The organism is uncultured Microbulbifer sp., from assembly GCF_947498635.1.
Taxonomy (GTDB): domain Bacteria; phylum Pseudomonadota; class Gammaproteobacteria; order Pseudomonadales; family Cellvibrionaceae; genus Microbulbifer; species Microbulbifer echini.
Window position 1 is genome coordinate 78,873 of sequence record NZ_CANMKV010000015.1, and the last position, 24,584, is coordinate 103,456.

Sequence of the window (24,584 nt, forward strand, 5' to 3'; positions counted from 1 at the left end):
GAGGGGGCGCTCCACCTTTTGCAAGATTGGGCAAGGATATGGAAGAAGTCTAATACCTGCTGATCACCTAGCCGCGGGAAAATACATCCATTGCTAGGGTAACTCCCTAGGTCTATCCCCCCGTTCATGGTCTTAAGTGTGGCGAAAAAACATTTGAGGCGAGGAATGGTTGGTCAGTATCAAGTGCAGTGGAGACAGGCTGAAATCAATGAGCGGTGAAATAAAAGGCTATAGAAACCAAAGTGTGCCCTCCCAGCAACGCTTTATAACCGGTTCCCGTATGGTGCTGAGTGGGTTTCTGGCGGTTGCTGTGGCCTCTCTGGTGGATCTACCCGCTTGGGTGGCGGTACTGGGCGCTACTGCCTATTTTGCCAGGGGATCGAGCCTGCGTGCGGGCAGTTATAATCTGGCCTGTACGGTGACCGGTCTTGGACTCGGTTTCGTTGTTCAGGCGGTGATTGCAAAGTGGCCGTTAGAGCTGACCTTGCTGTCTCTGCCACTGGCTCTTTTGTTTTCAGCGGTTGGGGCCTGGGCAATGGGATTGGTGACAGGGATAAGTAATATTGCCAGCTATGCAATTGGTATCCTGATTGCTTTTGCAGCGCCACTGCCAATCTCTCTGGATAGTTATTTCTTACTTATCGCCGCTTCTGCAGTAGGTGCCATTTCGGCTGGTCTGGCTGATTATTTCTGGCCAGGGAGGTCGGCTATCTCCTGCTAATTTGAGGTGGAATACACCGGGCAAATAACGTTCTCCGTATTATCTTTGCGTGAAATATTTCTTAGGGGTATCAGTCATGTTTAAGCGCATCTTGTTCTTAGGGGCTTTGGCATTTGTAAGTGCACTGGCATTTACCGATCCAGTGGTTCCAAATTCTGGCGAGGATTCTGAGCTGGAGTACCTTTTGTATTCTGCGACACTCTAAATTTATGGTTTAGCTGGTCGGTAATTTTCGCAACAATGCACATGGGGGTGCGGTATGGAAACAACATATTGGCATGAGAAATGGAAGAGAAATGATATTGGTTTTCATGAGGCCAGCGGAAATTCCCTGCTGTCGGAATTTTTTGCCGAGCTCTCTTTGTCAAAAGGTGACCGGGTGTTTATCCCGCTCTGTGGCAAGACTCGGGATATTGCCTGGTTATTATCTCGTGGCTATGGCGTTGTTGGTGCCGAATTAAGCGAGCTGGCGGTACAGCAGCTTTTCATGGAGCTGGAATTAATACCCGAAATTGAGCAGGCCGGAGAGCTTAAGCGCTATTGGGCGAAAAATATTGAAATTTTTGTCGGCGACATTTTTGACTTAACTGAGAAACATTTGCGCGATGTCTCTGCCATTTATGACCGGGCAGCCTTGGTCGCATTGCCTGCGGATATTCGTCAACGGTATACACAGCACCTTATGGCGGTCACTAAAGTGGTTCCGCAGCTACTGATATCCTTTGAATATGAGCAGTCCCAGTTAAGCGGCCCACCCTTTTCGATCAGTTCCCGCGAAATTTATGATCATTACAATGCAAATTACCATGTGAAAAAGTTGGCTTCCCGAGATGTGCTCGGTGGTTTGAAAGGCCTGGTACCCGCTCAGGAAGTAGCCTGGTTACTCTCTAGGCGATAAGTGATTGAAGTTCATGGTGAACTATAGCGCAGAGACCGGTTAGCTGGGGAGTTGCGGTAACGCTTGAGTCCCGGCGATAAGCGCTTCCTTTTTTTGCTTAGGCCACTTCTTGATCGCTATTTCCAGCTTCAATGCCGTTGATTTGTTTTGCGTTTGTGCTTGGTATTCCAAGGTGAGGGGCCCTTTTCCGCGAAGGGCCTTGGCGGCCTTGGGGCCACCGGTACTGTGCTCGGCAAAGCGTCGTTGAATGTCTCTGGTAATTCCGGTGTAGAGGGAGCCATTTGCGGTGCGGATTAAATAAACAAACCAAGTATTCATTAAATTATGTTCAGATGACAACTTGCCGAGGTGTTATAGCTCATTAAAAAAGACACTGCTGCTCTCCAGCCTGAGGTGGTGGATCAAATTGGCTGCAATCTAAAAGTAGGCGTCGGTGATTTAAGCCCAGTTTCCTGATGGCGACAATAAAACGTTGGCGCAGCAGTTGGGCGAAAACCCCAGTACCCTGGCGCCGCTGGGAAAAATCACTTTGATAATCCTGCCCGCCTCGGCTCTGCTGTATCAAACTCATGACATGGTCAGCTCTGTGCGGGTAGTGTATCGCGAGCCACTCGCGAAAAAGTGGTGCTACTTCATGGGGGAGGCGTAGCAATATATAGGCCGCCCGTTCGGCACCCGATTCTCTCCCGGATTTTAAGATGGCCTCTAGTTCACAGTCATTGAGAGCTGGAATCATCGGCGCGGCAAGTACCGCCGTGGGTATCCCGTTTTCACTCAATGCTCCAATCGTGCGCAGACGCGCCTTGGGCCCGGCGGTACGTGGCTCCAGCTTCCTTTTTAAGTCATTGTCTAATGTTGTCACACTCACTGCTACTTGAGCGAGGTTATCCTGGGCCATTTCAGCAAGGATAGGGAGATCCCGTAAAATTAACTGGCTTTTAGTGATAATGGTTACTGGTTGGCGAAACTTTTGCATCACCTCTAGCAGTGTACGAGTTATCCCCTTTTCTTTTTCTAGGGGCTGGTAGGGGTCGGTATTCGCTCCCAAGGCGATAGGGCTGCAGACATAGTTCGGCTTGCGCAGGGCCTTCTCCAGCAATTCTGCCGCGTTTGGTTTAAAAAAGATCTTGGTTTCAAAATCCAGGCCAGGAGATAGGTCCATATAAGCGTGGGCCGGCCTGGCATAGCAATAAACACAACCGTGCTCACAACCCCGATAGGGATTGATAGACTGGGTAAAGGGGATATCTGGTGACTGATTGGTTGCGATAATTGACTTTGCTTTTTCTTCAATTGAAGTCGTCAGCAGTTGTTCCAGAGGTTCTGCTTCAGTTTGCCAGCCATCGCTTTCACGAGTGCTCGAGTATTCGGCAAAGCGGCCGGTGATATTACTGGCTGCGCCGCGTCCCTTGTAAAAGGGTTGTGGTTTGTCGGGCTCTCTACGTTTCATTGCGACTTAATGGGCTGTATGTTTGTACAGTTTACGATTTCATCTCGATACAAAGCAATGGGCTAGTCATCTTTATGATGGTCTGGACTGGGTAGTCATTGGCAGGCAGATTACGCCGAGCGACAGAGTACTTGCTTCCAGTGTTCGGCATACGGCCTTACGGACCCCTCAATAGGACTGGCTGCCAGCGGTTGGCTAGCGGTGTGTATGCCCTAGGTTCAGCTTATAAGGCGGCTACGGAATTGTATTTGGGGGGTATTGTGAGACCTGGTCGTTCATCATCCCAGATCATATTAACGATCTTCCAGGAGCGACCGTCATTGTAGAGCTGGATACTGTTGATTCCTCTCTTGATAAACTGGGTTTTATCGCTATCTCTCCAGGCCTCATACGTACTAAAGGCGTGGGCAATATTGCCAAAAGATTCGATGACACTGTGAGTCTCGACCTCATAGAAAGCCGCTCCTTGTACCAACTGCTGAAAATTTTCAGGGTAATCCTGAATATCCATAACCAGTGCCTGAGGATTACCTTGACGGTCCACTGAAGTGCGGATCATCTTGGCATAGGGAGTAAATAATTCCAGTTGCTCCTGCCAGTTACGCTTAAAATATTCTGGGCCAGAGACTAAATCATAAAGCTGCGTGAGGAGTGCCTTTATTTTCTTTTCTGAATTCATAGAGAGTCCCTTGTCGTGGTGAATTTGTGATTCGCAAAAGCTTTACAAAGTAAATATCAGGGCTTTAAATAGCCTGTCTCGTTAAATTTTATTGTTTCTATTAACGCGTTGAGCCGAATTGATCGGCTCATAGGAAAGCCTGGATGGAATTTTACCGCTCCCACGGATTTTTTGCCAGTGAGCAGATGTATCGTTGATGGTCCAAGAATGGACTTTAGAGGTCTTATGTTTAAGGGGTACAGAGGTTTCTGACATCTGCTCACTTTGGGACGGTGTCTCAAATCCTATGCTCTCAGGATGAGCAGAATCTTTTTTTGAAGCATTGCGTATATCGGATAGTACCTTTTCAATCCCCCTGTTATTCTCGGAGGTAAGTATGTGGGGGCAAAGGTTAAGTGAGGCTGCTTACAAAAATTTTAGGTGTGATATCTACGATATTGTTCGATGAAAATTTGTTAGTGAATTTTGTGGTGTGTTTTTCCGTTTGGGTTTTTTGATGAAGGTGAAAGCTGGTACAGAATATTAAGTTTGATGGCTGATCAATTCCTTCAGTTTGACTTCCTTACTGGTCATTGTTGGCGGTATTGTTGTCAGGGGTTAAAGTTGCTGAAAATTTATATTCATTTTTTTTAGAGTTAATCGCCCTGTAGCGGTATCCTATTTTTCTGAAATATTAAAAACTATAAGGGTTAAGTATGTCTTTGCTATTAGCTATGTTTGGTTTCTCTTTGACGATGTCAATCACGCCGGGACCTGTTAATATGGTTATCATCTCATCGGGTGTACAGCATGGTTTTGCTCGTACTATTCCATTTGTATCTGGGGCAACAATAGGTTTCACTTTGTTGCTTGCTGCCATTGGTTTTGGTTTTTATCAGTTGTTGGATAGCTACCCCCAAATTTTGCACTTCCTCGCAGTTGCTGGGTGCGCGTATGTCATCTATATGGGTTATAAGATAGCCTCTGCGCCCACGGATAAGATTGATGTTGCTGAAAGATCGCTACCCCGCTTCTATGAGGGTTTTCTCTTGCAGTGGTTAAACCCAAAAGCTTGGGTAGCCTGCGTATCTGGGGTTGCCTTATTCTCCAGTCCGCATAATCAGTCAAGCCTTCTTTACTTTGTGCTTATATACTTTTTTGTTTGTTATCTGTCCCTGGCTCTTTGGGCTTTTGCTGGAGATAAAATTCGCCTGTTTTTGAATGGTGAGTTCTCACTCAAAGTATTTAATCTGGCGATGGGGCTACTGCTAATATTGTGTGCTGCTTACCTGATGTATTCACATGTTTTAGGGGCCTAAACGTTTCTGCTGTTAATAATTTTTAGGTGTTTAATGACTGGCTATCACACCAGGTTCAGTTTGCATGCTTTGATGTTCTTGTCATTGTCAGTAATGTTGTCTGTGTGATGTGTCATCATGTGTGGTTGTTTCTGTGAAATTCATGCCGTTCACACGAGAAGTTGGCAGAAATGAGGCTCTATCCATTGAATTGACTGATAGGTCTAATGGCGCTGTTCAGGGGGTTGCATTTTTTCGAGTATGTATGCCTGTTAATGTGAGTTTAATAAAGCAGGCGTTTTCATTTGTGCATCAATTACACCCGATGCTCCGGGCGCGTGTAGAAAGGGGGGGGCATCTACAGTGGCGGTGTGACGTTGATTTTAGCTCGATAGAATTTGATGTCCGTATTCTCGATGGCACTTTGGACTTCGAAAGGGAGTTCTATCTCCAGGGAATCCACCCAGTAATTCTGGAGAAAATGTCGTACAGAGTTACTATCTATGTAAACTCTTCGGGGCAAGTGGCCTGGATAGCTGTCACTGTTAATCATGCTGCAATGGATGCAATATCTATTGTGATTTTGTTTCGTTATCTAGATGATTACTTAAAGGGTAAGCTTTGCACACCCTCTAAATCACTTCCGTTTCTGCAGGCAGTCGAGCAATATTTGTATAAAGGTGGGCAAGAAAAAAAGATACCCCTCCCTGTTGCAGAAGAAGTTCCTGTGCCGTGGTTAGTTGAAAAGCCTGCTGCTGCACCTCAACGGGTGGGGATGGCAACTTATAGGAAAATACCTGCTGAGTCGATCGTAAGGTTACATGATCTCGCAAAAAAACATAGGGTAAAACTTGCAGCCCTGTATAGCGCCGTGGCGATTTATGCTGGAAAATGTCTTCCTAATAGTGGTCTTTGGAATGATATTTTATTGCCGGTAAATATACGTAGCCTCTGTAATCCGCCCATCAGTTTTGATGTTATTGGCGAATATATTTCTTTCGTAGACTTGGTGGTGTCACCCGATCTGTGTTGTAAAAGTGTGATGTCACTAGCTTCATTGTTGCAAGATAAATTATCTTTTATTTTAAGGCGAGAGAGCTTGCGCTTGGCTGAGCAAAGGCCTGAATATAAGTTGGCTGAAATCATAGAAAAAGCAGATTTTTACGCAGCTAAAAAACCAAATTTTGTCTCCGGGATATGTATTTCTGATGTTGGTTGTTTAGAATCTCTGGTGGGTGAGCTTACTTTTTTCGATTTAAGAGTCGCTATGACGGTTCAAACTCATGGCGCACATCCAATGATGATAGCTACGGAGACTACAAAAAGTGAAAGCATTTTTTCTTTTGGCTATTGTGAACCACTCACCAGTAGAGAAAGTGCTTTGTGTTTTATAAGTCACTTTATGGGAATGCTAAATTCGCTCCAATTTGACAGTTAGTCTCGTTGGTTCGGTTAGCTCTCTCTATACTATTTAATTCGTTGTCGATACCTGAAAACACGGCAAAGAAAACTTATGCAGTACAAGCCCTTTTCACGTCCTCTGGGATACCAGGAGGCATTATTTACTGAGTTGACTAGATGGTCTTGCGGTGGGGTTCAGTTGCTCTCCTTTGTCAGGATCTGTGAGCCCCTGAAGGTCGAGGTATTGCAAAGGGCTTTTGCGCTACTGCATGGTATGCATCCGATGCTGCAGGCGCGCGTTGTAAGGGGGGATTCTCTTTTTTGGCGCTGTGATGTAGATTTTGCAAGCGTTCCATTTGAGGTTCAGGTGCTAAAAAAGCCGTTTAATTTTGGAAAAGAATATTCTCTACTTGGTAATAAAAAAATTCAGGTGGATAAATATTCTTATCGAGTTCGTCTTTTTAGTAATAGCGATGGTTTAGTGGAGTGGGCGGCCGTGTTGACTAATCATGCCGCAATTGATGGGCGCTCCATTATGACAATGTTTTGTTATTTAGATTTTTTTATCCAAGATGGATTTAAGACTAAGTTGAACCCCTTGCCTATGTACAGCGGGGTCACTGATCACTTGAAGGCAGCCGGACAAATTGGCCGGGAGGTTTTACTATACCATAAACAGGGGCTGACCTTGTGGCCAGTGGAATCCCCGGCCCCCGCATCTAAACGTCGTAGTCAGGCGACTTATCGAGAACGGTCACCTGCGCTGTTGCAGTCGCTATCCTTATATGGAAAAGCTCATGAAATTAACTTGAGTGCGTTGCTCTGTGCAGTGGCTGTAAAGGCCTCGAGGGTATTGCCGGTCTATCATCCCTGGGTTGAAGTTGTATTTCCCGTTGATGCCCGGAAATTGTGCCAGCCAAAAGTTGGCTTGGATACGGTGGGCTGCTTTTCTGCAGTCATGACGCTGGAGCTAGCCCCAGAGATATTACAGGTTGACTTAATTGTGCTAGCCAAATGGATTCAGCAACAGCTGAACAAGCGAGTTATGGAAAGGGAATCACATGCCTTTGATTTGAAGATAGATTATAAGCTGCAAACCATTACTGATATGGCAAAAGAGTATGCGAAAAAGAAAGCGTATTTCCCTTCGGGGATTTGCGTTTCAAATGTGGGGAGTATGCGTACTCTTGCCAGTGATCTAAAGTATTTTGAGATTGAGGCAGGTATGTTGATTCAAAATCATGGGACGCATCCGATAATGGTGATTACTTATTCAACCACTCGTCGTTCAGTATTTGTGTTTGGTTATTGCGAGCCCTTAATGAGTAAAAAAAGCGCTCTGCTTTATGTGGAGCGCTATATGGATTTATTGAAGTCTCTGCTGGGTGATGTTTCATAAGGTGCTTGATTGGATCTCTCCGAATTCATAGAAAGCGCGCAGTAAGCCTGAAAGCTTACCTGGTGGCATTTTCAGTGGGAGTCATGCTTGATTTTTTATGAGCCGAGCTGAACTAAATTGATCATTTGGTCATGTTGGCCACTGCTTTATTGCCGTGCAAATCCTCTTTGTTTCCTATACTGATTCTGTAGCCAGTCAGCCCTACTGACTGGCCCTGATAGGCGCCTCAACTTTTGACCAAAGGTCCGACGAGGCAAATGCTTGAGCCCCAAGAGAAACATTATGATCAGTTGGCCACATATAGGTTCTTGGAAAACTGTAGTACCTGATTTGAACTACCGTAGAGTGTGCATTGACGGCTCGGGTTGCGAATTTTAAACACGTTTTTTGGGATAAGATATTGAGAGATGCTGAGGAGAAAGGGGCGGCGGGTCCGGTAGTTCTAATTTCCAGGATATAGAAATTTCCTGGTCATTGTCTGGGAGCATATTAGTGCACGAAGTAGTCACTACTGTAGGTCAGGCGCTTTACCTAGCGGTGGCGGCAGTGTTGGGGCTGGGCATCGCTCGGATACTACGGATCGATAATACCCTCGGCTGCCTGTTAGCGGGTGTTCTGGCTGCTTTCCTGCTCCCAGTGATTGACTATGACACGGGTTTACGTGCGAATAGTCTGAGGGATTTGGTCTTTTTTGTGATTCTCCCGGTTTTGATTTTTGAGTCAGCCTGGCAATTGGAACCAAAAATCTTAAAGCGCTGGATAGGGGCGATCACACTGTTTTCCACTTTGGGATTGGTGGTTTGTGCTTTTCTAATCGCCGCAATTACTTATTATGGCATTGGTCATCCAGAGGGGTTTCCCTGGTTGGCGGCACTGTTGACCGGGGCAATATTGGCTGCGACCGATCCAGTATCGGTGGTCAATAAGCTACGCCAGGAAAAGACAGGTGACGATCTACTGACTCTGGTGGAGGGCGAAAGCCTTTTCAATGATGCGGCGGCAGTAGTGGTCTATTCGCTGGTTTTGGGGTTGGCTACTTACTCGATCGTGGAGGGCTCAGCTGCCAGTGGCGAGGCTCCAGCATTGGGTGTCGTTGCGATTACTGTATATTTTTGCAAAATATTTTTTGGTGGCGTTGCGGTTGGCTTGGTCCTTGGGCTAATTACCACTTTGATTATTTTATTTCTACGCTCTCCCAGTGCGGCATTAATGACACTGGTACTTGCTGCTTTTGGTAGTTTTTACCTGGCGGAGAGTGTTCTACAAGTATCCGGTATTATCTCTGTCATGATTTGTGCCATAGTAACTCGCACCTGCCTGCGCAAGCAAAGCAAAACCTATCTGGCTGATGCGGAACCTACCTGGGAATGGCTCGGATTACTATTCACCGCCATTATCTTTGTCATCATGGGCTTGGTCATTACCTTTGAGATGTTTACGCATCAATGGCTGGCTATGTTGATTGCCACAGCTGCTGCACTCGGCGCACGAGCTCTGTCGGTGGTGCTGGTAGCCCCACTAACCCGATTTGTTGGTCCGCCAATACCGAAGTCCTGGCGGCTCCTGATGAGCTGGGGCGGTTTGCGCGGCGTTATCGCTGTGGCCTTGGTACTCTCTCTTCCGGTTGAACTGCCTTATTGGTGGACGATTCAATCTATGGTGTTTGGTGTTGTACTCTTTTCCCTGTTAGTGCAAGGGACTACCAGCGGACGTCTGATCAGAAAATTAGAGCTTTAAGGTTTACTAATTGACTCTGGGTAGTGATACACGAACCGTGAGGTGAAACGCCATCGAATAGGGAGCCTTTCTTTTCTGCCTAGCACTGCGGCTACGATTCAGAGGTTCTTTAAACGGTTACGGCTGGTTAGTCCCCCCTTAAAATCACACATGAAGCACGGCTAAATTACTGATTGGCAATAATTACGGGGTTGTCCAGTGCCAGCCATATGGCTACAGAGAGCAAGCTTATAGAGAAAAATGTACTCTGTATTTTCTGGCTGGTTGTATTGGTGGCTAGCTTTGCAAGGGTGCCACCAAATACTATCCATCCGAGGTGTGTGGATATATTCAGGGCAGTCATCATTCCGATAAGAATTAAAATCGTTGTGCTAGATTCGTGCTCAAGATTCGGTGCAAATATCGAAAACATTGTGAAGACAATGATCCATCCCTTCACGTTCAAGACTTGAATGAGTATTCCATTCCAGATGGAAATTGTTGGTTTTTTGGTGTGGTTTTTTAGGGGAGAAGGTCTGGCGAAATGATAAGCCAAATAGAGTAAGTAAATGACGCCACCAATCTGGAGTATACGCAGGGCGATTGGGTAATGGGCAAGCCATCCCATTAAGCCAAATCCCACGAGGAATCCTTTTAAAACAAATACCAGATCAATACCTGCCAATAAGGGCAGGGATCTTTTAACACCAAGACTGGCGCCGGCGGCGGCGAAGGTGACGTTAGCGGGACCAGGGCTAAAGATAAGGGGAAACATCACTGCTAGCCAAGTTAGTACAAACTCCAAATTCATAAGATTTTCCTGTGCGACGTCATTGGAGAGGGCCAGACTGCGTGATTGATACTGGATCCCCCTTGTGGCGTTAATTATTCATGCAATAAACCACTAGGTTATTGGGTCAATTTGGCACAAGAGTGTCTTGTGCCCATTTTGGACCGGTGTTAATGAAGTCACTGAGGTTTCACCGACTTCTTTGTAAATTTAATAACCTGGGCGTGGAGAAGAAAATCTTAAGTCGTCGAGGGAGAAGGGTCTTGTATAAAATTGCACTACATCGATTGGATATAGCGGCCTGGAGTGATACCGAAGGCTTTCTTGAAGTTACGAGTCAAATGGCTCTGGTCAAAGAAACCACAGTCAATGGCCACTTCGGCGGAGTTTCCGCCGGCCTGAAATAGAGTACGGGCTTGTTGGGTTTTTAATAGGATCAAGAACTGGTGAGGCGTGATGCCAAATTGCCGGTTAAAGCTTCGAATCAGTTGGTAGCGACTCACATCGGTGTAATGGCACAATTCATCGAGTGTGACATTGCGTTGCCAGTTCTCTCGTAAGTAAGCCTTAGCTAGTGAGGGAGCCCGCTTATCCTTTACACTTTTAGGCTGAAATTTTTGATCGCCGTGTCGGGTAAAAATCTGGGTGATAGCGATAGTTAACAAGCTGTCCGATGCAAGGGCAAGTGACTCTTCCTCCAGGCTGCGGTGCAGTTGATCAAATAGCGAAAAGAGTTGGGGATCATAAATATTTGGTCCCCTTAAAAATGGAGCGGGGGCCAGACCGAAACCGTTGTGCTCCTGCAATATCTGTTCAATGAGCCCTGTATCGAAATAAAACATTCGATAGTGCCAGCCGTGATCACTGCCAGAGAAGCCGGTATGAACTTCGCTGGGATTGATCGCAACGATGCTTCCCTGGGGCAGGATCGCGGTTTCACCGCGATAATCCAATTGTTCCGCTCCGGCCTGGATAATGCCGATGGCAAGTTCGTCGTGCCAATGCTTACCGAAGCAGAACTGGTGAAAATAGGCATGGAAAAGCTCAATACCTGGGTAATCAACGCTTCGCCAGACTTTGGAAAACTCCTTTTGCACCTTAACTCCTGTACATCCCTGAGGCGTGGGGCCTTGAATGAGGGTGTTAAAAGATACCGTTAAGTAATGTAGAAACGCAAAAACTTTAGATTCGCTTGCTCTAGGGGGAATGGCGTGAGGGTGGAGAGGGAGTGGAGAATGCGCAGAGAAAATAAGAAGAGAGCTGCGAGTTGCCCCGCAGCTTAGGCCGGATTATTTCCAGTTAAGAATCACCTTGCCGGATTCCCCTGAGCCCATGGTATCGAAGCCCTTCTGGAAGTCATCGATAGGGAATTGATGGGTGATGATTGGGGTCAGGTCTAGGCCAGACTGAATTAGGCTGGCCATTTTGTACCAGGTCTCGAACATTTCACGTCCGTAGATTCCCTTAATAATCAGGCCTTTGAAGATCACCTGGCTCCAGTCGATGGCCATTTCACCGGCAGGAATGCCGAGCATGGCGATCTTGCCTCCGTGGTTCATGGCGCCGAGCATATCGCGGAAGGCAACCGGCACACCGGACATTTCCAGTCCCACATCGAAGCCTTCGCTCATACCCAGCTCGGCCATCACATCGCCAAGGCTTTCCTTGGCCACATTGACGGCGCGGGTAGCGCCCATCTTACGCGCCAAGTCTAGGCGGTATTCGTTGATATCGGTAATTACCACATGGCGCGCCCCCACATGTTTGGCCACCGCGGCGGCCATAATGCCGATGGGGCCGGCGCCGGTAATCAGTACGTCTTCGCCCACCAGGTCGAAAGAGAGCGCGGTATGCACGGCATTACCGAGGGGGTCGAAGATGGAGGCCAGCTCGTCAGAGATATTGTCTGGGATCTTGAAGGCGTTTAATGCGGGAATAACCAGATATTCGGCAAAGGCGCCCTGGCGGTCCACACCCACACCGTACGTGTTGCGGCATAGATGGCGGCGTCCGGCGCGGCAGTTGCGGCAGTGGCCACAGGTGATATGGCCTTCGCCGGAAACGCGATCGCCCACTTTGAAGCCGGCGACTTCCTGCCCCATACCAACCACCTCACCTACATATTCGTGCCCCACCACCATAGGGACCGGGATGGTTTTTTGTGACCACTCATCCCAATTATAAATATGCATATCGGTGCCGCAGATAGCGGTTTTATGGATTTTGATCAACAGGTCGTTGTGGCCCGGTTCGGGCACTTCTACATCGGTGAGCCAGATGCCCACTTCGGACTTTAGTTTTGAGAGTGCTTTCATTGTCATTCAAACTGCAAATGCAAGGACGCCCTTAACAGAGAACCCTGTCGTCAGGCATCTATGCGATCAATTGGGGATTAAATAATATTCAGTTCGCGGCCCACTTCGATAAAGGCGTCGATGCATTGATCGAGCTGCTCGCGGGTGTGGGCTGCGGACATCTGGGTGCGGATGCGGGCCTGGCCTTTAGGCACTACGGGGTAGAAGAAGCCCACAACGTAGATACCGCGCTCCAGCATCTTGTCAGCCATCTTCTGTGCCAGGGCGGCCTCACCGATCATCACCGGAATAATCGGGTGATCCGCGCCGGCCAGGGTGAAGCCGGCCGCAGTCATACGTTCGCGGAAGTAGGCGGAATTATCGCGCAGCTTCTGTCGCAACTCGGCGCCGTCCATCAGCATATCCAGCACTCTCAGTGAGGCGGTAACGATAGCGGGAGCTACGGAATTGGAGAACAGGTAGGGGCGTGAGCGCTGGCGCAGGAGATCGATAATCTCTTTGCGCCCGGAGGTGAAGCCCCCGGAAGCGCCACCCAGGGCCTTGCCCAGCGTGCCGGTAATAATATCGATGCGATCGATCACGCCACAGTATTCATGGGTGCCGCGGCCATTCTGGCCGAGGAAGCCCACTGCGTGGGAGTCGTCCACCATCACCAGGGCGTTGTAGCGGTCGGCCAGGTCGCACAGGGCTTCCAGGTTGGCGATCACACCGTCCATGGAGAAGACGCCATCGGTGGCGATCAGCTTGGTCTTGGCACCTGCGGCATCGGCCGCCTGCAACTGTTTCTCAAGATCCGCCATGTTGTTGTTGGCGTAGCGATAGCGCTTGGCCTTGCAAAGGCGCACGCCGTCGATAATGGAGGCGTGATTGAGGGCGTCGGAGATAATCGCATCTTCCGGGCCGAGCAGGGTTTCGAACAGGCCGCCATTGGCATCGAAGCAGGAGGTGTAGAGGATGGTGTCTTCGGTATGAAGGAATTCCGACAGGCGTGATTCCAGAGCCTTGTGAATGTCCTGAGTACCGCAGATAAAGCGCACCGAGGCCATGCCGAAGCCGTATTGGTCCAGGCCTTCTTTGGCGGCTTTGATCAGGTCCGGGTGGTTGGCCAGCCCCAAGTAGTTATTGGCGCAAAAGTTCAATACCTGGGTGTCGTTGTTCACCTGGATCTCGGCGGCCTGCTGGGAGGTAATAATTCGCTCGCGCTTGTAGAGGCCGTCGGCGTCGATTTGTTTCAGCTCATCGCGCAGGTGCTCAAAGAATTGTTCTGGCTTGGACATGATGTTGTTTTTAGCTCCTGTCGGGTGCTCGTGGCACTGGTGTATCTGGCGCGAAACAAAGTGGCGCCATTGGATTCTTGTTTATCCCGCCAGCTCGCAGGCCTTATGGGCCGTGATCGGCTGCTCACTGGCACGGCAGCTGGTGGCGAATTTTAAAGCCTCTTCCGCGGTGTCGAACAGTAGTTGCCACAATAATTGCCGGTCCGCCCGTCTCACGGCTCTGACTGCTGTGCGGTTTCGCTGGTTGGCAATTTGAATTTCTATAATGTCTTTACTGGAATACGGTAATTCGGACATGGTCCCTCCAAGGGTAAAACTTTGGAGGACTGACGTGGAAGCGGCGAAAGGGTATTCGCTATTCCGGTTGGATTGCTCTGGTAGAGCCCCATCCTCCCCGCAGGCTTTGGTGTGCCGGCAGAGAGAGAACCACCTTGCCCCGGTCGGCAGGTTGGCGTTGGCGTCAGCCACTCTCGTGATGTGCGGGCAAAGATAGCGGGGAGGGGATTGGCAGTCAACTGTACCGCCCCCGTTTGGCGGCGGTGCAGAAGTTTATGCCGGCAGCTGCACAGATTTTAGTTCGATAAACTCACCGAGCCCGGCCTCACCAAATTCACGCCCGTTGCCGGAACGCTTGTAGCCGCCGAAGGGAGCTTCGTAATTGAACTCGCCGCCATTGACAAAACACAGGCCCGCCTGGATACGGCGCACCAGGGGCATGGCGCTCTCCGCGTCCTTGGCCCAGACGCCGCTGGACAGGCCGTACTCGGTGTCATTGGCGATGGTAATTGCCTCATCCATATCCTTGTAAGGGATCAGACAGGTCACAGGGCCAAAGATCTCCTCGCGGGCGATGCTCATATCGTTGTGTACATCGGCAAAGACCGTGGGCTTCACATAAAAGCCCTTCTCCAGCCCGGCGGGTACTTCGGCGCCGCCGGTAACCAGGCGCGCGCCCTCGTCGATACCTTTCTGGATATAGCCGCGTACAATTTCGCGCTGGCGCGTGGAGGAGAGGGGCCCCATAAACGCGTTTTCGCCGGTGCCCATGGCGATACCCTCGGCCACTTGGCGGGCGATTTCCACCGCCTCCTCGTAGCGATCGGCGGGCACGAGCATACGGGTGAGCGCGGTGCAGGTCTGGCCACTGTTGATAAAGACATCTTCACAGCCCCAGCGCACGGCGGCTTCCAGGTCGGCATCGGGAGTGATAATCAGCGGTGATTTGCCGCCGAGTTCCTGGGTTACGCGTTTTACCGTAGGCGCCGCAGCTTTGGCTACCTCCACGCCGGCGCGGGTGGAGCCGGTGAAGGAGACCATATCGATACCTGGGTGGGCCGACAGCGCCGCACCCACCTCCGAGCCGGCGCCCGGCACCAGGTTGAAGACGCCGGCGGGTACACCGGCCTCTTCAATAATTTCCGCCATCACAAAATCCTGTAGCGGCGTGATTTCGGCGGGCTTGGTAATCATGGTGCAGCCGGCCGCCAGTGCCGGGGCCACCTTGCCGACAAACTGGTGCAGGGGGTAGTTCCACGGGGTGATAAATCCGCACACACCCACGGGTTCGCGGAATAGTATGGAGTGGCCGGCCTTTTCCGTTTTCTCCATTTCCACAGTGCGCTCGGCGTAGTAGCGCATGGCGTAGATGGGGCCATCTACATGCAGCCAGCGGCTGATATGTTCGGGGCAACCGAGCGCCTGGGAGACGGCCTGAACCAAGTCTTCCTTGCGTTTTTCCATGCCGTCGGCGATGGCGTTGAGCAATTCGCGACGCATTTGTGCGGTGCTGTTGCGCCAGCTGAGGAAGGCTTGGCGCGCGGCTTCCACGGCGAGATCCACATCTTCCGCGGAGCCCTCGGCCACCTTACAGATTATTTCTTCGGTGGCCGGGTTGATCACCGTGTGGGTACCGGTGCCCAGGGGCTCGCGCCATTCGCCGTTAATAAACAACTTGCCGGTAGGCAGTTTACTGAGGTCTGTCATGTCACACTTCCATTTTATTCTGCGCCTGAAGGCGCGCTGATTTCAATCAGGGTTGGAGTCTGTCTGCCCAGTGCAGCAGTTACCGCTTCCGCCAACTGGCCTGGCTTGTCAATGCGACAGCCCTCGGCACCAAAGGCCTTGGCCAGAGCGACAAAATCCGGGGTGTGCAGATTTACCCCTTCCTGGGGCACTTCCGCGTCATCCATAAAGTCGCGGATTTCGCCGTAGCCGGCGTTATTCCATACCAAAATTGGCAACGGCAGTTGTTGTTCCACAGCCACGGCCAGCTCCCCCAATGTAAACATCAGACCGCCGTCGCCAATTAGGGCGATCACATCCCGATCACTGGATAGTTTGGCACCAACCGCGGCGGGCAGGGCGAAGCCCAGGGTACCGTAGCCGGTGGTGCAGGTCAGGTGACTGCGCGGGTGATACAGTGGCAGCGCGTGGTTGGTGTTATAGGCCAGCTGGGTGGAGTCTGTCACCAGGATACCGTTTTCCGGCAGGGCTTCGCGCAGGGCCTCCACCCAGGGGAAGCGCTCCTCGGAACCATCCCACCACTCCTTGCGGCAATCTCTCAGTAACTGGGCCATCTCTTGCTCGGAGTGCTCTCTTGCCTGGCCTCCGCGTGGAACCAGGGCAGCCTCTAATTGCTGCAGGCTCTCACTGGCGTCGGCACAGATAGCCAGGTCTGGTTGGGCGTTGCATACCAGCTGTGCAGCATCTATATCGATACGAATCAGTTTTCCGGAGAAGGTGTAATCATCCCGTACCAGGTTGCGGTCGGTCTCGGAAAGCTCGGTGCCCACGGCCAGCACCACATCCGCGTTTTCTACGCGGCTGCGCACGCAATCGAAACTCAGGTTCGCGCCGCCACACAGTGGGTGGCGCTCATCAACCACGCCCTTAGCGGCCAGTGATAGAAAAACCGGGGCGGCAATTTTTTCTGCCACCAGGCTGGCCGCTTTGCCCGCGTTTTGGGCACCCCCGCCCAGGAGGATTACCGGGCGCTGGGCAGATTGCAGCCAGTTGGTGGCGGTGGCGATAGCGGATGCACTCGCCGCCGCGGCCATAGCGGCCGGTGCAGCGCGGTAGTCCTCGAGTTGGCCGGGCATGGGGGCCGGGAAAAGATCGATGGGTATTTCGATATGTACAGGGCCGGGGCGGCTCGATTGCAGCAGCTGGAAAGCCCGCGCTAACACTTCCGGCAGCTGCTCTGCTTGGGTAAGGGTGTGTTGCCAGATACAAAAACCGCGACTGGCATCACTCTGGCATGGCAGTTCGTGCAGGCGTCCGCGCCCCATACCGAGGTCTTCGCGGCGGTTGATCGCGGAAATCACCAGCATGGGAATTGAGTCGGAATAGGCCTGGGCCATAGCGGTGGCGGCGTTGGTGAGGCCTGGGCCGGTGATCAGAAAGCAGACACCGGGCTTACCGCTGGCGCGGGCGTAGCCATCCGCCATAAAAGCGGCGCCCTGTTCGTGGCGTGGAGTGATATGCATCAGGTCACTGCCGGGTAGGCCGCGGTAAAGTTCGATGGTGTGGACGCCGGGAATGCCGAAGACCTTTTCCACCTGGTAATCGCGTAACAGACGCATAAGCACCTGGGCACATGTGGGCGCAGAGGACATAGCCACCATTTTCCTTATTTGTGTAAAAATGCAGTGAGCCTAGCGGCCCGCCAAAAGCCACGCAAGCGTCCGCAGAGTCTGCACCTGCGAGGGGAAAATCGCAGGAAAATTGAGATTCACCCTGCAGCGCGACAGGAAAGTTTGTACGCAAGTCACCGGATTCCCGCCTTCACGGGAGCTGGGCGCGGGGGAACAACAGGGAAGGTTTGACAAGCGGCTTCGGCAAAAATAGCGTTGCCGTAGTGGCTGGATATATTTTGAGCTTGAATAACTTAGGAAGTAACACCATGGAAATCGATCAATGGCGCCGAGATTACGTGCTTGGCAGTTTGCACCGCTCTGAGTTGAAGCCCACCCCGGCAAAGCAATTTAGCCAATGGTTGGAAGAGATCCTGGCGGCGGGTCTGGATGACCCCACCGCAATGTCTCTCGCTACGGTAGGTACTTCAGGTCAGCCCTCTCAGCGTATCGTCCAGTTAAAAGGCTTCGACGAATCCGGTTTTGTGTTTTACACCAACCTGCACAGCAAAAAAGCGCGGGATATGGAGGTTAACCCCCAGGTTTCTCTGTTATTTCCCTGGCATCCCCTGGAGCGTCAGGTCATTGTCTACGGCAAGGTGCAGCCAGTGGCCCGCGAGGACGCCGTTACTTATTTCCAGTCCCGCCCGCTGAATAGCCAGCTGGCGGCCTGGGCCTCTCGCCAAAGTCAGCCGGTTTCCTCCCGAGAGGAATTGCAAAAACAATTTGACCTGGAGAGGTCCCGCTTTGCCGGTGGAGAAGTGCCGTTGCCAGATTTTTGGGGGGGTTACCGGGTTATGCCCCACGCAGTGGAATTTTGGCAGGGTGGCGCCTATCGCCTACACGACCGATTTATGTACCAGATTGATGACGGCGGCCTGTGGACAGTGGAACGGCTGTCTCCATAGTGTTTTGTTAACCCCCGATCCTTGCCGAGGAGGGGCTGGTTCCCCTCCTTGGTTGCCGGTGTTTTTTCTCGCTTTTCTTCTTTTCCTCCTCTCTCACCTTTTACCTTTCGCGCGCTTGCACTCACTGGCTATTGGCGTATCGGGGCGCTTAGAATATTGCGCCATGAACACCGCGGGAATGTTGATCAATAAGCCCGGTGGAAACGACAAGCGTTAGTTGAGCCTTAGAAAAATAGGTAGAGGGGATTATGGCGATTATTGGTATCGATCTGGGCACCACCAATAGTGCCTGTGGGGTAATGACGGACGAAGGGGTAACGCTGATCCCCAACCGCCTGGGAGAGGCGCTGACGCCCTCGGTGGTTGGCCTGGACGATGATGGCAAGCTGGTAGTGGGGAAAACAGCCAAAGAGCGTCTGATTAACCACAGCGACACCACGGTGGCCGCCTTTAAACGTTTAATGGGCACAGACCATAAGATCAAACTGGGTCGCCAGCAATTCAGCGCACCTGAACTCTCGGCGCTGGTGCTGCGCTCGCTCAAAGAGGATGCCGAGGCTTATCTCAAGGAGGAAGTCACCGAAGCGGTAATCAGCGTTCCCGCCTATTTTAATGATAACCAGCGCCAAGCGACAAAATTGGCTGGAGAGCTGGCAGGCCTCAAGGTAGAACGCCTGATCAACGAGCCTACCGCTGCGGCAATTGCCTACGGCCTGCACGATAAGCGGGAGGGGAATTTCCTGGTGCTCGACCTGGGCGGCGGCACTTTTGATGTCTCTATCCTGGAATTTTTCGACGGCATTATGGAGGTGCATGCCAGTGCGGGTGACAACTTCCTCGGCGGTGAGGATTTTGTCGAGGCCATGATTGACAGCACCTTGGAAGAGTTGGCACTGAAAAAATCTTCACTCAAACCGCACGAACTGCAAAATCTGTATATGCAGATGGAGACCGCTAAGCGCCGTATCAGTCAGCAGTCGGAGCAGCTTCTCACATTAAAAATCGGTGGGCGTGAGCTGGAGTGGCGGGTTACCCCCGAATGGTTTGAAAAGCTCAGTACCCCGTTGTTACTGCGCGCCAAGCGTCCGATTGAGCGCGCTATGCGCGATGCCGACTTGCCGCCGAGTAAAATTGATGAGGTGATATTGGTGGGCGGCTCAACCCGCCTAGCTTTATTCCGCTCTATGGTGGGACGTATGTTTGGTCGCCTGCCTTCCTGTCATCTGGACCCGGATACCGTGGTGGCCATGGGAGCGGCGATCCAGGCCGGCCTCAAGGCTAAAAATTCTGCGCTGGATGATATTGTCCTTACCGATGTTTGCCCCTACACCCTGGGCACCGGCATCGTGAATGAAGACAGCCCGCAGCTGGGCAATTACTTCCTGCCGATTATTGAGCGCAACACCGTGGTGCCGGTGAGTATCGTGCGCAGCGTCTGCACTGCCCGCGATGATCAGAACGAAGTTTGTATCGATATTTACCAGGGGGAAAATCGCCTGGTAAAGAAAAATGTTTATCTGGGTGAACTCACTGTACCGGTACCCAAGAAACCCAGGGGCGAGGAAGTAGTGGAAGTGCGCTATAGCTACGATATGAATGGTCTGCTGGAAGTGGATGTCACCGTGGCTTCAACCGGTAAGACATTTAACAAACTGGTGGAGTTTACGCCGGGCGCCCTGAGTGCGCAGGACAAAGCCCAGGCACTGGTAAAACTGGCCAAACTCAAATTCCACCCCCGTGAAGACGAAGAAAACCAAGCTTTACTCGCCCGCGGTGAGCGTTTGTATGAAGCGGGCCTCGGCGAGCAGCGCGATTATATTTCCAAATTGCTCGCTAGTTTTGACCGGGTATTGGATAAGCAAAACCTGGTGGAAATTGGCAAGGTGCGCGCCGAAATCACGGAGATTTTCGATAAGCTCGACGGTGAGGACTGGATTTAATGAGCCCCTGGGAGATTCTCGAGTTAGAGCCCTGTAATGACGCGCGCGCGATCAAGCGCGCCTACGCAAAAAAACTGAAGCAAACCCGTCCGGATGAAAAGCCCGAAGAGTTTCAGCAATTACACAGCGCCTATAAGTGGGCGCTGAAAGCCGCCGAGGAGCTTAAAGAAGAAAAAAAGGAAGGTGAGGAACCGCACAGTACTGAGGTGCTTGCGGAAGTTGCCAGTGCTGAGCAGGCTGCACTTTCCACTGAGGCCGCGCAATTACAGGGGCAGGCAGAGACGCCGGTGCAACAAAGAAGTGAGCTGAATCATCAAGATCAGTCCCCAGTAACTCATGAAGCTATTGAGCAGGCCCCACCAGAAGTATCTCTTGACCAGGGGCAGGAAACTGAGGGGGAAAGACAGCGGGAGGCCTCTACAGAGAAACCTGTTGAAGAGCAACATTCTAAAGATAAGAACGCACATGAAGATATTGTGCAAGAAAATCCTATTGAAGAGGATGACACTGAACAAGACCCACAGCGAGCACTGCGAATTGCCGAGTACCATCGGGTGTTGGAGCAAGTGGATAGGCTGCTGCAAGAACCCAGTAATTTCAATGTAAAAGAGAATTGGCGTTTTCTCACCGATACACCCTATATGCTCGATGAGGAATATAATTGGAATCTGGGCCTCTCAATCTTCGAACGTTTTGCCAGAATAAATTTTCAGGCTAGTGAAACTACCTCGAAAGGTAAAAAACAAGCTCAGATTTCTAACAATATTCTTCAGTACTGCAATAGCTTGTTCGACTGGGATGGTAATGCCTCCTATTTATACGGCGCCTTGGACGAGTCCCTTTGTGATTGCATTTTTAATTCGCTGCAAAGCGAAGAAGTTACTGTAGACCCCGCCCAAGGGCTCCGAGGTGGGCGCAAGCTGATCCGGCAGAAAATCACCCAGCCGGAAGAAACCTATGATCAATACTACTTTGGCCACTTGCTGGCCCGGGGCGTTGCGGTCTTACTGGATGTATTGTTGTTGTACGTCGCGGTTGGCTTTATCGCCTCCATTGTGATGATGAAGGTTTACGATATGTCAGAAGGTGCGGCGACAACCATTACTTTGGGGATCTGCGGTCTGGCCTATCTGCTGGTGGCCTGGATTGCAGAGAGCTCCCGCTTTCAGGCGACGCCGGGTAAATATCTGATGGGCTATAAGGTCACCAACAAAAAATTTGAGCGAATAGGCTATGGCCACGGCCTTTGGCGTCTACTGAGCTTCACTCTCACCCTACCGTTGGGAAAGATCGGTTGGTTGATTAACTGCTTCTTAGGTGGAAACCTGATACACGACCGCCTCAGCGCAAGCCATGTTATCAACATGCGTAAATCCCGCGAGGAGTATTTGCGTAGATTGCGGGGGGAGGGGTGATGCCAGTAGTCTCAAAAGAGAATGTCGAGCACTACTCCTGGGGAGAGGGCTGCGATGGATGGCACTTGGTACGAACCGATTCTCTCAGTGTGATTCAGGAGAGAGTGCCTACTGGCTGCTCAGAAGTTCGACACCTGCACCGGCAATCTGAACAGTTTTTCTTTGTACTACAGGGCACGGCCACGATTGAATGTGGTGATGAAGAGTATTTACTCTCTCCTGGCCAGGGTTTGCATATAGCCGCAGGAATTCCTCATCAGTTGTTAAATAAGGCTGATGTAGACTTGATTTTTACCGTTACCTCAACACCGCCTAGCCATGGGGATAGGGTGGAGTTGTAGAGTTAATGTATTAGTGCAATAAAAATTGGATTTGCTGCCTGTCATTTTGAGGCAGTTTTGCTTTTCTAGAGGTTATATGACATTTAAAGCAGATGTTCTTGCGGCTGCCAAGCTGAAGGCGGAAGAACTTGAAGATTGGAAGTTTGTATCTAAACGGTATCAATCTCGCCCGGTAAAATTTTGTGACCTCATAATTGATCCTTTTTGGTTTTTTTATGGTTCTCCCGCCGCAGCAATGATACAGCCTGCGGTAGGTGTTTATATTAAGGAGGTCGAAGTTATAGTATCTGATTTGTCAGGTCTTCCAGTTGGTAAAATTGCTACTTTTCCAAAAAGATTCATAGGAAAGAGTTGGGGTATCCTCTGGAATTTACCGTCTATGTTAAAGATTTTGGCAGTCAGCAAGAGGCAGTGGAACAAGTTTTTTATAATTTGGGTGGCATAATTCAGTTTGGCAAGGAGTATATAGATGAGCAGTATTGCTTAGATACTAAGGAAAAATTATACCTAAGTGTTCCTGAAGTAACGCGAGGAATGCGATGCGTACATTATTGTGTTGTACGTGGGTTGCTTGGCGATACGGATTATATAAAAAGGGTGCTAAACAGAGAGATTGATTCTGAAGGTTATCAGGACCTAGAACTTATAGGTAAGATATTTGATTATTTTTCCTGAAAATTAGTTGTAAGGCTGGGAGAGTTCACTTTTTGTAGTGGGTTGTTATTTTTTTGATATGTATTTTTTGGTGAATTTTCTTTTCTAGGCTTTTTTTGTGCGGCTGTAGATAACAGAGTTGAGATTTAATATGAATGTTTTGTTAATAGTTGGGGCTGTTGCTATATTGATTGCACTTTATCGTGCAGCAGCCAGTAAGAATATACCGCAAAGCCCGGCGGCATGTGGTATAGCATTCTTTACCGTTACTGCCGGTTTGGCTTCTTGGTTGTATCTATTATCTGCTATTCCTTTCCATTCCCTGTACTTGCTGGTAAGTATTATCTCACTACCCCTGACATTGTTGTTGGGTGGTGCTATGGCGGCGCGTACAAGTGAGGATACTGCCTCAATGAATGCCAAAATTGTATTGGCTGTTGCGGCGCCCCCCTATTTTCTGATTACTTTTATTGCTTTTATGAATTCTTCCGGGTGGGCCATTGTTTATGCATTAATAATATATATTCCCTGTATTATTGGTGGGCGATATATTGGCAGTAAATATTTGCAAGTAAAATGATATGGGGTGAGTGGTTTTGTCGATTCTACTGTGATACCAGACTGGTAAGCGTGGCCATACAGCTTGGTGTTTGAGGTTAAGTGAATTTTTTTGGGGAATATAGCCAGTGAAAATTTATCCTCCTTTTTTTGATGGGCAACCTAAAGGTCGCAGATAGAAGAATAGATGTAATCAAAAAGAATGGCGCCTATTTTCTGTATTCAGAGCTGGATGAAGGCGTGATTTTGCGTGATTTTGCATGATTTTTTCCAGGCTTGGGACTCCTTACCCTAGGTAGGGGGCTATCTATTGATAAAAAGAAAGGTCTTCTTCATAAGTTTATAATTAATTACGCTGTCTATGATGTGCTCAGTGGAGACTTGAAGGATAAATATCAAGGTGATGCTTATTTTAAAGAGGTGGGTATTGAGTCTCTAAGAAGTAATTATGCGATGGCCGGTGGGCATATTGTAACGACAGATCGGAAAGAAGGGGTAGTTGGGGCCTTTAATACCACCACCCACAAATTTGATTGGGTGCACAAAGAATAAGTTGTCAGCTTTCCACCTTCACCTCCTATTATTTATAGAGGTCCTTATTTGCTAGTCTATGATTACTCGGGGACGTTGCATATCTTTGAGAGGGTGGTCGAGTAAGGTTTTAAAGGGGGAGGCATTATTTTTTAGTGTTTCTGGCAGTGGGTGGTTTTGTATTTTTGGGGTTGGTAGTTATGTAAGTATATTTACCATTCGAAGTGGTGATTTCTTATAGGGTAGTTTGAAATTGGGTGGAGATCCATGATCATAAGGCAAGCTGCTCAGTGACCACTTAGAAATTAAGAACAATTTTTTAGGTGTGTCAGAAATAGCTCTCACTTGAAGTTAAGTAATGTTAAATGCTTTTGTTTGATCCCGTCTTCTTTTATCCTTGCCTCAAGGTTAGTGTTCTACTTATTTTTTTGTAATAAAAGGATGAGGTTCTTTGTTGTTGCCCTCAAGGCCATTAGCCATGTGGTGAGAGTTTGGAGCCCTATAATAATTGCAAATTGGTGAGGATATGTTTAATGTAGGGTGGTGAAAATTTTTCCTTTTGAGTTTTGCAATGATTTTTTTCAGGTGCTGCCTTTGCGAGGCAGGTTATTAACCCGGCGATCCTATAGTTCTATATAATATCCAAATGGATATTATTGATGCAAGAAAATTACCCGCTTCC

General features: G+C 49.8%; 23 protein-coding genes and 1 riboswitch. Of the genes, 13 read left to right on the plus strand and 10 right to left on the minus strand.

Going from position 1 to position 24,584, the window contains the following annotated elements; all coding sequences use genetic code 11:
• Positions 1–208 precede the first annotated feature (208 nt).
• Both Q1A69_RS09940 and tmpT read left to right on the plus strand, forming a co-directional pair.
• On the plus strand, positions 209–721 hold the full coding sequence (locus tag Q1A69_RS09940; protein ID WP_299584752.1) for a DUF1097 domain-containing protein: 513 nt from the start codon (positions 209–211) through the stop codon (positions 719–721).
• A 259-nt stretch (positions 722–980) separates the two neighbouring features.
• Positions 981–1,619, plus strand: a complete 639-nt coding sequence (gene tmpT / locus Q1A69_RS09945; protein WP_299584755.1) for a thiopurine S-methyltransferase — start codon at positions 981–983, stop codon at positions 1,617–1,619.
• Between the two features lie 39 nt (positions 1,620–1,658).
• Here tmpT and Q1A69_RS09950 read toward each other — a convergent pair whose 3' ends face one another.
• From Q1A69_RS09950 to Q1A69_RS09960, 3 genes are all read right to left on the minus strand, one after another.
• Positions 1,659–1,937, minus strand: a complete 279-nt coding sequence (locus Q1A69_RS09950) for a GIY-YIG nuclease family protein (protein WP_299584758.1) — start codon at positions 1,935–1,937, stop codon at positions 1,659–1,661.
• Positions 1,938–1,980: 43 nt separating this feature from the next.
• Positions 1,981–3,069: a PA0069 family radical SAM protein gene (locus Q1A69_RS09955; RefSeq protein ID WP_299584761.1), complete on the minus strand. Its 1,089-nt coding sequence runs from the start codon at positions 3,067–3,069 to the stop codon at positions 1,981–1,983.
• A 223-nt stretch (positions 3,070–3,292) separates the two neighbouring features.
• Positions 3,293–3,748: a hypothetical protein gene (locus Q1A69_RS09960; protein ID WP_299584764.1), complete on the minus strand. Its 456-nt coding sequence runs from the start codon at positions 3,746–3,748 to the stop codon at positions 3,293–3,295.
• Positions 3,749–4,443: 695 nt separating this feature from the next.
• Here Q1A69_RS09960 and Q1A69_RS09965 point away from each other — a divergent pair.
• The 4 genes from Q1A69_RS09965 to Q1A69_RS09980 all read left to right on the plus strand — a co-directional run bounded on the left by Q1A69_RS09965 (position 4,444) and on the right by Q1A69_RS09980 (position 9,562).
• The gene (locus Q1A69_RS09965; RefSeq protein ID WP_299584766.1) at positions 4,444–5,046 is read left to right on the plus strand and encodes a LysE family translocator; all 603 of its coding nucleotides are present in this window, start codon (positions 4,444–4,446) and stop codon (positions 5,044–5,046) included.
• A gap of 133 nt (positions 5,047–5,179) precedes the next feature.
• Positions 5,180–6,463, plus strand: a complete 1,284-nt coding sequence (locus tag Q1A69_RS09970; RefSeq protein WP_299584768.1) for a hypothetical protein — start codon at positions 5,180–5,182, stop codon at positions 6,461–6,463.
• Between the two features lie 75 nt (positions 6,464–6,538).
• Positions 6,539–7,825, plus strand: a complete 1,287-nt coding sequence (locus tag Q1A69_RS09975) for a hypothetical protein (protein WP_299584770.1) — start codon at positions 6,539–6,541, stop codon at positions 7,823–7,825.
• Between the two features lie 492 nt (positions 7,826–8,317).
• Positions 8,318–9,562 (plus strand): sodium:proton antiporter, encoded by a 1,245-nt coding sequence (locus tag Q1A69_RS09980; RefSeq protein ID WP_299584772.1) that lies wholly within the window; start codon positions 8,318–8,320, stop codon positions 9,560–9,562.
• A 166-nt stretch (positions 9,563–9,728) separates the two neighbouring features.
• On the opposite strand, the gene Q1A69_RS09985 is transcribed toward Q1A69_RS09980, so the two are convergent.
• The 7 genes from Q1A69_RS09985 to Q1A69_RS10015 form a co-directional block, all read right to left on the minus strand.
• Positions 9,729–10,352: a LysE family translocator gene (locus Q1A69_RS09985; protein WP_299584774.1), complete on the minus strand. Its 624-nt coding sequence runs from the start codon at positions 10,350–10,352 to the stop codon at positions 9,729–9,731.
• Between the two features lie 257 nt (positions 10,353–10,609).
• Positions 10,610–11,428, minus strand: coding sequence for an AraC family transcriptional regulator (locus Q1A69_RS09990; protein WP_299584776.1), 819 nt, complete (start codon positions 11,426–11,428; stop codon positions 10,610–10,612).
• A 192-nt stretch (positions 11,429–11,620) separates the two neighbouring features.
• Entirely contained in the window at positions 11,621–12,646 is a 1,026-nt protein-coding gene (tdh, locus tag Q1A69_RS09995) for an L-threonine 3-dehydrogenase (protein WP_299584778.1), read from the minus strand.
• A gap of 77 nt (positions 12,647–12,723) precedes the next feature.
• A complete protein-coding gene (kbl, locus tag Q1A69_RS10000) occupies positions 12,724–13,923 on the minus strand; it encodes a glycine C-acetyltransferase (protein WP_299584780.1) in 1,200 nt (399 codons plus the stop codon).
• Positions 13,924–14,004: 81 nt separating this feature from the next.
• Positions 14,005–14,220: a hypothetical protein gene (locus tag Q1A69_RS10005; protein WP_299584782.1), complete on the minus strand. Its 216-nt coding sequence runs from the start codon at positions 14,218–14,220 to the stop codon at positions 14,005–14,007.
• Between the two features lie 58 nt (positions 14,221–14,278).
• Positions 14,279–14,407: riboswitch (SAM-I-IV-variant riboswitch) on the minus strand.
• Between the two features lie 65 nt (positions 14,408–14,472).
• Positions 14,473–15,906, minus strand: coding sequence for an aldehyde dehydrogenase family protein (locus tag Q1A69_RS10010; protein WP_299584784.1), 1,434 nt, complete (start codon positions 15,904–15,906; stop codon positions 14,473–14,475).
• 14 nt (positions 15,907–15,920) lie between these two features.
• Positions 15,921–17,537: a 5-guanidino-2-oxopentanoate decarboxylase gene (locus Q1A69_RS10015; protein ID WP_299584786.1), complete on the minus strand. Its 1,617-nt coding sequence runs from the start codon at positions 17,535–17,537 to the stop codon at positions 15,921–15,923.
• Positions 17,538–17,824: 287 nt separating this feature from the next.
• On the opposite strand from Q1A69_RS10015, the gene pdxH reads away from it, so the two are divergent.
• The 7 genes from pdxH (at position 17,825) to Q1A69_RS10050 (ending at position 23,923) form a co-directional block, all read left to right on the plus strand.
• Positions 17,825–18,463, plus strand: coding sequence for a pyridoxamine 5'-phosphate oxidase (pdxH, locus tag Q1A69_RS10020; RefSeq protein WP_299584788.1), 639 nt, complete (start codon positions 17,825–17,827; stop codon positions 18,461–18,463).
• Between the two features lie 248 nt (positions 18,464–18,711).
• Positions 18,712–20,403, plus strand: a complete 1,692-nt coding sequence (locus Q1A69_RS10025) for a molecular chaperone HscC (RefSeq protein WP_299584790.1) — start codon at positions 18,712–18,714, stop codon at positions 20,401–20,403.
• Positions 20,403–21,818 carry an RDD family protein gene (locus Q1A69_RS10030; RefSeq protein ID WP_299584792.1) on the plus strand — a complete coding sequence of 472 codons (1,416 nt, stop codon included), beginning with the start codon at positions 20,403–20,405 and terminating at the stop codon, positions 21,816–21,818. The genes Q1A69_RS10025 and Q1A69_RS10030 overlap by 1 nt, the downstream gene beginning before the upstream one ends.
• Positions 21,818–22,159, plus strand: coding sequence for a cupin domain-containing protein (locus Q1A69_RS10035; protein ID WP_299584794.1), 342 nt, complete (start codon positions 21,818–21,820; stop codon positions 22,157–22,159). Before Q1A69_RS10030 ends, Q1A69_RS10035 begins: the two co-directional genes overlap by 1 nt.
• Before the next feature lie 76 nt (positions 22,160–22,235).
• Positions 22,236–22,604, plus strand: a complete 369-nt coding sequence (locus Q1A69_RS10040; protein ID WP_299584796.1) for a hypothetical protein — start codon at positions 22,236–22,238, stop codon at positions 22,602–22,604.
• 360 nt (positions 22,605–22,964) lie between these two features.
• Complete coding sequence (locus tag Q1A69_RS10045; protein WP_299584798.1) at positions 22,965–23,393, plus strand: hypothetical protein; 429 nt, start codon at positions 22,965–22,967, stop codon at positions 23,391–23,393.
• Positions 23,394–23,752: 359 nt separating this feature from the next.
• Positions 23,753–23,923 carry a hypothetical protein gene (locus Q1A69_RS10050; protein WP_299584799.1) on the plus strand — a complete coding sequence of 57 codons (171 nt, stop codon included), beginning with the start codon at positions 23,753–23,755 and terminating at the stop codon, positions 23,921–23,923.
• Positions 23,924–24,584 lie beyond the last annotated feature (661 nt).